Raw genomic sequence first — 7,515 nt, 5'->3', positions numbered from 1 at the left:
CTCGACAGCCCCTTGCCGGCCGACCGCCGTGTCGTGCTGCGGGCCGTCGTGCGACACCTCGAAACCGCGCGCCCGACCGTCGTGGTGGTGGGTCTCGCGGGCGACATCGCGGCGCCGGGCCCGGAGGCGGGAGCGCCCGACCTGATGCTGCTCGCCCCCGGCGGCCGCTGCGTCTTCGTGCAGATCAAGACCCAGGCGGCCGAACTGACGCGCCCGCAAAAGGGCTTTGCCGATCTGTGCCGCGGCTGCGCGGTGCCGCTTCTGGTGGTGCGCAGCCTGCCCGAAGCCTGCGCGGCCTTCGACCGTCTGAACCTTTGACCCGGGAGCCACCTTCCATGAAGCCCAAGAAATCGGTGTCGCTTGCGGGCCGCCCCCGCGACGGACAGGACGCCACGCCCGAGCGGCTGCGCCACGCGGCCGCCCGGAGCACGGTCGGCCTCGACCCCCAGGGGGTGCGCCGGATCGGCGACGCCTTCGACCTGCTGCACGCCCGCAACCTGCTCGACCGCGAGAACCCGGCCACCAACGCGCTTTTGTGGCAGGCCGGCGACCGGCTGCGCGGCCACTGGTACCTGACGCGCCTCGACCCGCTGGCCGCCTTTGACTTCCGGCGCGAAAGCGTCGACGGCGGCGGCGCCCCTTCGCCCGGGCCGAGCCATGCCGCCTTGCGGCATCGCGAAAGCCTGCGCGACGCGGAGGCGGCGGTCGGCGCGCGGCTGCTGCCCTATCTGACCGGGCTCGTCATCGACGGGCGCACGGTGGCCGAGCTGCGGCCACTGGTGGCCGACACCGGCCACGCCCGCACGGCCGATGCCCTGGTGATCGAACGGCTGCGGGAAGCCTTGCACCGGCTTTGCGAGCACTGGTCCATGGGGCGCCCGGCCGGTCGGCCGGGCCGCGTGCGAGGCTGGCGCGCCCCGGACGCGGCGGCGTTGGCCTGAACCCCAAGGGCACCGCCATGCGGGGCCGCCATCGCAAATTCTTCGGCCGGGTGGGCTTCCCCATCCGGGCCGAGATGAGCTAGACCAGGGATCGAAGCCTCGCGGCTTCATGCGGGTGTGGTGGAACTGGTAGACGCGCCGGACTCAAAATCCGGTTCCGCAAGGAGTGTCGGTTCGATTCCGACCACCCGCACCAATTCGATCGGCGTTCAGGACGCCGGCTTGGCGCGGCCCAGCATGCCGTGCAGGACGCCATCGCGCCGTATCGCATGGCGCAACGCGCCCGTCACATGCAACCCCACCAGGGCCAGGATCGTGAAGCCGAGCAGCTTGTGCAGGCCCAACAGCTGGTCGGCGCGGTCGGGATCGGGATCGACGAGGTCCGGCAGGGTCAGCAGCCCCGCGAAGGCGACGCTGTCGCCCTGTGCGCCGCTGGCGGCCCAGCCAAGCAGCGGCTGGGCCAGAAGGGCACTATAAAGCGCCGCCTGCACGGTTCCGGCCAGCCAGCGTTCCCAGGCGGGCGCCGGTACCGGCGGCAACGGATGCCACTGCCGCCAGGCGAGCCGCGCCGCCGTCAAGCCGAACAGGCTCAGCCCGACCGTGCGGTGCAAGGTGACGAGCTGCCCCGCCGCGGGGCCCGGCGGCAGGCTGTCGAACCCCCAGGCAAGGCCAAAGGCCAACAGCAACAGGGCGACGGTCAGCCAGTGCAGCAGCCGCAGGCCGCCATCGATGGCGCGGCGGGGCGGGGCGGCGGTGTTCCGGGCCGAAACCATCGTCGCGTGTTACGGCGTGACGGTCAGCGGCGCCCACATGCCGGCCGTGTAGTGGCCCTTGTAGTTGCAGAACACCATGTAGTCGCCGGGTGTCAGGTCGACCTTCAGGGTGCCGCTCTGGCCCGGCTTCAGCTTCGACACCTCGCCGAGCGATTGCAGCTGCTTTTCATCGACCCGGTCGGTCGCGGGATCGACCGTCAAGGTTTCGCCCTTCTGCTTCAGGCGGATCACCACCGCTTCATGGCCGGATTTCGCGGCCGCGTTGGTGACGACGAAGTCGGTCGGGCCCGCCGGAACGGTGCTCTGGCTGAGCTCCGCACCCATCTTCTCATGTGATTCGCCGGTGAGCTTGACCGTGATGGTGGTGTCGGCCCAGGCCGAAGGAGCCGCCGCGAGGGTTGCAAGGCCCAGGGCCACGGCGCTCCATACAGACTTCGTCATGCTGGTCCTCCCAGGGACGCAACACGCGTCCGCTTCGACGACCATAGACCAATCAGAGGCTTACCGGCAGAGGCCCCGCCTGATGCCGCGACGTCAGTGCCCCAACGGGGGCCAGCTTCGGGCTTGCGGCAGATCGTCCAAAAGGTTTCAGCTTCCCTAACGGCAGGTCTACCCATTAACCTTCTATTAACCAATTGGTCCCACTCAGGGGATCATGTCGCCTTCTGGCGCAGCCAAAACGGAGAACGGCCATGCCGGACGTAGCCTTAAAGTCGACCCTGCCCCCGACCGAAGCCGCTGCCCCGGAAGCTGCGCCGCGCGCGCGCCAGCACCCGTTCCGTGTTGTGTCGCCGCCGGCGCGTGACGCGGAGCCGGACATGCTGCGCGATGGCAGCTTGTCGGAAGGCTGGGGCGGGCTGATCGAGCAGATCCGCGACAGCGCGGCGCGGCTTCGCGACAAGGAAGCCCGGCTGCAGGACCGCGAGGACCAGGTGCAGCAGCTCGTCCTGCGCACCAAGGAAGAGCTGCAGGCTGCGGCCGAGCGGGTGTTCCGCGCCGAGATCCAGGTCCATGAGATGGAAGCGCAGTGCAAGCGCGACGTCGGCGAAGCCGAGCGCCGCATGCTGGAGGCCGAGGAAAAGGTCCGCATGATGGAAGGCTGGCTGGCCCGCGTGCACGACACGATCGTCACCGAATTTTCCTGATCGGACGGGGCGTCGGCGGGGGCGGGCGCCGTCCTCGAGTGTGTCTGGTTCCTGCCGAGCCAGACGAACGCCAGCATTCCCTCGTGGTGGGTTGCCCGATCGGGCCAAGCGGGCTCCCCTTGGCCCTGATAGCCCTTAGCGGCCAGGCACCCTGCCCTCGGCCGTGATGCCCGCATCGCCGATCGCCGCCGCCGCCAGGGCGGCCGTCGTGGGGCCGATGCGGCGCTCCGGCTGGATCTCGGCCAGAGGCACCAGCACGAAGGCGCGGTTCAGCATGTCCCGGTGGGGCAGCGTCAGACCGGGCGTGTCGAGCGACAGGTCGCCGTAATACAGAATGTCGACATCGATCACCCGCGGCCCCCAGCGCACCGTGTCGCGGCGGCCCAACTGGCGCTCGGTCGCCTTGCAGGCCTCCAGCAAGGCCTCGGGTGACAAGGTCGTGCGCCCGACCGCGCAAGCGTTGAGGAACCAGTCCTGGTCGGTGACATGGCCCCAGGGCGCCGTGCGGTAGAGCCGCGACACCGTCAGCTCCGCTACGGCGCCGGTCGCCACCAGGGTGTCGAGGGCGCGGCCGATCACCCCCGCCTTGTCGCCGAGGTTGCTGCCGAGGCTGAACCCCACCTCCACGCCCGCCGTCATGGTCGCGCTGCCGCGATCGCGGCCCAGGTGCCCAGCGCCGCCACATGGGCTGCCACATCATGCACCCGCACCACGGTGGCGCCCCGAGCCACCGCCGCCAGATGGGCCGCCAGCGTGCCATGCAGACGCCCACTCGGGTCGTCGCCCGCGGTCGGCCGCAGGAACGACTTGCGCGACGCGCCGACCAGCACCGGTACCCCGAAGGCCTCGATGAGGCGTCCGACCCCGGCCAGCGCCGCGAGCTGCTGCGCATAGGTCTTGCCGAAGCCGATGCCGGGATCGAGGATCAGCCGTTCGCGCGGCACCCCGGCGGCGGCCGCGATCGCCAGCGAGCGCGCGAAGAAGCCGCGCATGTCGTCCAGGATGTCGAGCCCCGGGTCGACGGTCGCGCGATTGTGCATCAACACGGCCCGCGCCCCGTGGCGCGCCACGACGGCCGGCAGCGCCGGATCGCCCTGGAACCCCCAGATGTCGTTGATCAGCGTGGCGCCCCGCCCGAGCACCGCTTCGGCCACGGCAGCCTTGGTGGTGTCGATCGACACGGGGACCGGCACCCGGCCGCCGAAGGCCGCCGGCAGGGCGTCGAGCACCGGTAGCAGCCGTTGCAGCTCGGCGTCGGCCGAAACGGGCGTGAAGCCCGGTCGCGTCGATTCGGCGCCGAGGTCCAGCAGGTCGGCGCCCTCACCCACCAGCTGGAGCGCCTGGGCAATGGCCCGCTCGGGCGCGAGATAGCGGCCGCCGTCCGAGAACGAATCCGGCGTGACGTTGAGGATCGCCATTACCTGGGCGCGGCCGCGGGGTGTGGAGGCGGGCGGGTCGGGGGCTTGGGCCATGGCGATCGGTTCGGGTTGCTCGGAGGGTCGGCGGCCACGCGGGGCCCTGGCTCGCTATAGCAGCAGCCCCACGCCGCGGGCGAGCCCGGCCGGCAAACGTGGGGTCCCGACGCAACCGAGCCCGCCCGCCCGGCATTGTTCAACAAACCCGCCAGCGCCCCAGAGCCCTCGCCATGCGTCCCACAGCTTCCGTCCTGGTTCCCTGCGCGCTCCTGCTGGCCGGCCCCGCCCTGGCCAAGGCCGCGCCGCCCCGCTTGACGCCGCAGACCATCAACGCGGCGGTGTTCGCGCCCTTGCCGGAGCCGCCCGCCAAGCTGCCGTCGGCGACGGTGCTGCGGGCCGAAGTGCTGCTCGACCGTGCTCGCTTTTCGCCGGGCGCCATCGACGGGCTCGACGGCGATAATTTCCGCAAGGCCCTGTTGGCCTATCAGAAGGCCAAGGGGCTGCCCGCCACGGGCCACCTCGATCAAGCCAGCTGGGACAAGCTCGTCGGGGCCGATGCGGCGGCGGCCGTCGTCACGAGGACGATCTCGGCGGCCGACGCCAAGGGGCCGTTCGCCAAGCGCATCCCGGCCAAGATGGAGCAGCAGGCGAAGCTGCCCCGCATGGCCTATCGCGACCTCACGGAAAAGCTGTCCGAACAGGTCCATGCCTCGCCCGGGCTGCTGCGGGCCCTCAACCCCGGGGCGCTCGCGGCCGGGCGTGAGATCGTGGTGCCCCAGGTGGTGGTGGATCGCGGGCCGCCCGCCAAGGTGGCCCGCATCGTGGTCGACAAGCCCGATCGCGCCGTCGAGGCCTATGGGGCCGACGGGGCCCTGCTGGCCTTCTACCCCGCCTCGATCGGCAGCGCCGAGAAGCCTGCCCCGACGGGCGACTTCACGGTGCTGCACGTCACCCACAACCCGGATTACACCTATAATCCCGCCTATGCGTTCAAGGGCGTCAAATCGAAGAAGCCGTTCCGCATCGCGCCCGGCCCCAACAACCCCGTCGGCTCCGTGTGGATCGACCTGTCGGACCCCGGCTATGGCATCCACGGCACGCCCGAGCCCGACAAGATCGGCAAGACCCAGTCGCACGGCTGCGTGCGGCTGACCAACTGGGACGTCGAGGACCTGGCCTCCATGGTGGCCAAGGCGACGCCCGTCGACTTCCAGGAAACCCCGGATGCGGCGCCCGTCGCCGCTCAGCCGATTGCGGGAGCCACCACACCCGTGCCCGCGACGGCTGCCCCGCCGATCACCGCCAGCACCCCGGCTGCCGCAGGGCCCAAGCAGCCCTGAGGGTCCAACGACGCTTGACGGGCGACGCGAGACCGCTGCTTTGTTTCGGACCTGTCGCGGCGGCCTCCATCGATGCCCCGTCGATGGCTGGCTTCTGACCGGGAATGGGTTTGTCTTCCACCGTCCTCGACACCTATCGCGCCCGCACCACCCAGGAGGGCTGGAGCCTCGACGAGGCGCAGGTGGCGGTGGCGCGCCGGCTCGATGCCGTCCGGTCGGCGCTCGCGGCGGCACCGCCGGCCCATAAGGCCTCGGCGCTCGGCTGGCTGTTCGCGGCCCGGCGAACCGAGGTGCCGAAGGGGCTCTACGTGTTCGGCGGCGTCGGGCGCGGCAAGACCATGCTGATGGACCTGTTCTTCGACCTCGCCCCCGTGCGGCGGAAGCGGCGGGTGCATTTTCACGCCTTCATGGCGGACGTGCATGCGCGCATCCACGCCTGGCGACAGGCGAAGCTGCGGCATGCCGTGAAGGGCGACGATCCGATCGCGCCCGTGGCGGCCGACCTGGCGCGCGACGCGACGTTGCTGTGCTTCGACGAATTCGCCGTCACGGATATCGCCGATGCGATGATCCTGGGGCGGCTGTTCACGGCCTTGTTCGCGGCCGGCGTCACCGTGGTGACGACCTCGAACGTCGCCCCGCCCGACCTTTACAAGGACGGCCTCAACCGGGCGCTGTTCCTGCCGTTCATCGAATTGCTCCAGGCGCGGGTCGACACGGTGGAACTCGCGTCCGCCCAGGATTACCGGCTCACCAAGATCGCCCAGGCCGGCGCCACCTGGATCGTGCCGGCCGATGCGGCCGCCCGGGCGGCACTCGACCGGCTGTTCACCAGCCTGACCGGGAAGCCCGACGGGCGGCCGACCACGTTGGCGCTGCTCGGCCGCTCGCTCGCGGTGCCCCGCGCCGCCGCCGGGGTGGCGCGTTTCGGCTTCGCCGAACTGGTGGAGCGCCCGCTCGGGGCCGTCGACTTCCTGGCGCTGGCGGAAAACTTCCACACCGTCCTCATCGACGGCGTCCGGGTGATGGCGGCCGGGGAGCGCAACGTGGTGAAGCGCTTCATCACCCTGGTGGACGCCTTCTACGACGGCGGCGTCAAGCTGGTCGCCTCCGCCGAGACGGCCCCGACCATGCTCTACCGCGCCGAGACCGGGCGGGAGGTGTTCGAGTTCGACCGCACCGCGTCGCGGCTGATCGAGATGCAATCGGAAAGCTATCTGGCGCTGCCCCACCGCGGCACCCCGGGGCGCCCTTCGGGCAGCACCGGCGGCCTGGTGGAGACCTGACGGTTGTCAGGTTCCGAGCCTCACTGACAGATGCGCGCATCGCCGGATTTGCCACGCGGCAGCAGGTCGAAGTGCCAATGGGTTTCGTGGAAGCTGTCGGCCCCGGGGCCGAGCGCCGTGTGGAAGAACCCGCAGGCGGCCGCGCGGGCGCCCTTGTCGAAGCTGCGCTCGCCCTCGTCCTTCGGGTGGCCAACGTCGAGCTGGCGCCCGTTGGCCAGCGCGATGGCCGCCACATCCACCGCGAGCCCCTGGCCGTGGGCGCTGAGCTTGGCGCCGGGAATGTGGTCGCGGGTGCGGCATTCGAGGCCCGGCCCGGTGCCGACCGCCGTGACGGCGCTGCCGAACAAGCCGCGGGCATAGGGCAGCAGAAGCGTGCGCAGGTAATCCCCGAACACCAGAGCGGTGCCGCAGGCGAGCGTCGGCCGGTCGGGCAGATCGACCGGCAGGCCGTTCTCCGGGTCGAGGCCGGTGAGTTTCACAGGCTCGGCCACCGTGCAGGCGGCGTCCGGCTGGGGGCCGAGCGTCACCGTCTCGAACACCACGCCGGCGGCGCGCAATTGCGCGGGGCAGGACGTGTCGACCGCAACCGGTGCGGGCGGGGCGAGGGCCTGCACG

General features: G+C 71.2%; 9 protein-coding genes, 1 tRNA gene and 1 pseudogene. 6 read left to right on the top strand and 5 right to left on the bottom strand.

Annotated features, from left to right (window positions below):
• The 3 genes and pseudogenes from P7D22_RS21630 to P7D22_RS21620 all read left to right on the top strand — a co-directional run.
• Nucleotides 1-318 (top strand): annotated as a pseudogene (locus tag P7D22_RS21630) (hypothetical protein); the annotation flags it as partial.
• Nucleotides 319-335: 17 nt separating this feature from the next.
• The gene (locus tag P7D22_RS21625) at nt 336-941 is read left to right on the top strand and encodes a hypothetical protein (protein ID WP_319936330.1); all 606 of its coding nucleotides are present in this window, start codon (nt 336-338) and stop codon (nt 939-941) included.
• A 111-nt stretch (nt 942-1,052) separates the two neighbouring features.
• A tRNA-Leu gene (locus tag P7D22_RS21620) sits at nt 1,053-1,137 on the top strand.
• Between the two features lie 13 nt (nt 1,138-1,150).
• On the opposite strand, the gene P7D22_RS21615 is transcribed toward P7D22_RS21620, so the two are convergent.
• Entirely contained in the window at nt 1,151-1,714 is a 564-nt protein-coding gene (locus P7D22_RS21615; protein WP_319936329.1) for a cytochrome b, read from the bottom strand.
• Nucleotides 1,715-1,723: 9 nt separating this feature from the next.
• A complete protein-coding gene (locus P7D22_RS21610; RefSeq protein ID WP_319936328.1) occupies nt 1,724-2,155 on the bottom strand; it encodes a plastocyanin/azurin family copper-binding protein in 432 nt (143 codons plus the stop codon).
• 251 nt (nt 2,156-2,406) lie between these two features.
• Between P7D22_RS21610 and P7D22_RS21605 the strand changes: the two genes are divergently transcribed.
• Nucleotides 2,407-2,859: a hypothetical protein gene (locus tag P7D22_RS21605; RefSeq protein ID WP_319936327.1), complete on the top strand. Its 453-nt coding sequence runs from the start codon at nt 2,407-2,409 to the stop codon at nt 2,857-2,859.
• A 135-nt stretch (nt 2,860-2,994) separates the two neighbouring features.
• Here the strand turns inward: P7D22_RS21605 and folK are convergent, their stop codons facing one another.
• Both folK and folP read right to left on the bottom strand, forming a co-directional pair.
• Nucleotides 2,995-3,498 carry a 2-amino-4-hydroxy-6-hydroxymethyldihydropteridine diphosphokinase gene (gene folK / locus P7D22_RS21600; RefSeq protein WP_319936326.1) on the bottom strand — a complete coding sequence of 168 codons (504 nt, stop codon included), beginning with the start codon at nt 3,496-3,498 and terminating at the stop codon, nt 2,995-2,997.
• On the bottom strand, nt 3,495-4,331 hold the full coding sequence (gene folP / locus P7D22_RS21595) for a dihydropteroate synthase (protein ID WP_319936325.1): 837 nt from the start codon (nt 4,329-4,331) through the stop codon (nt 3,495-3,497). The genes folK and folP overlap by 4 nt, the downstream gene beginning before the upstream one ends.
• Before the next feature lie 173 nt (nt 4,332-4,504).
• Here folP and P7D22_RS21590 point away from each other — a divergent pair, with 173 nt between their 5' ends.
• Complete coding sequence (locus tag P7D22_RS21590; protein WP_319936324.1) at nt 4,505-5,614, top strand: L,D-transpeptidase family protein; 1,110 nt, start codon at nt 4,505-4,507, stop codon at nt 5,612-5,614.
• A 104-nt stretch (nt 5,615-5,718) separates the two neighbouring features.
• Nucleotides 5,719-6,900, top strand: a complete 1,182-nt coding sequence (zapE, locus tag P7D22_RS21585) for a cell division protein ZapE (protein WP_319936323.1) — start codon at nt 5,719-5,721, stop codon at nt 6,898-6,900.
• Nucleotides 6,901-6,920: 20 nt separating this feature from the next.
• On the opposite strand, the gene P7D22_RS21580 is transcribed toward zapE, so the two are convergent.
• Nucleotides 6,921-7,515: extensin family protein (locus P7D22_RS21580; RefSeq protein WP_319936322.1), on the bottom strand; the 595-nt coding region annotated here is incomplete at its 5' end.

The organism is Lichenihabitans sp. Uapishka_5 (assembly GCF_033947565.1).
In the GTDB taxonomy this organism is placed as follows: Bacteria; Pseudomonadota; Alphaproteobacteria; order Rhizobiales; family Beijerinckiaceae; genus Lichenihabitans.
This window is presented reverse-complemented; position numbering and strand designations above follow the sequence as displayed.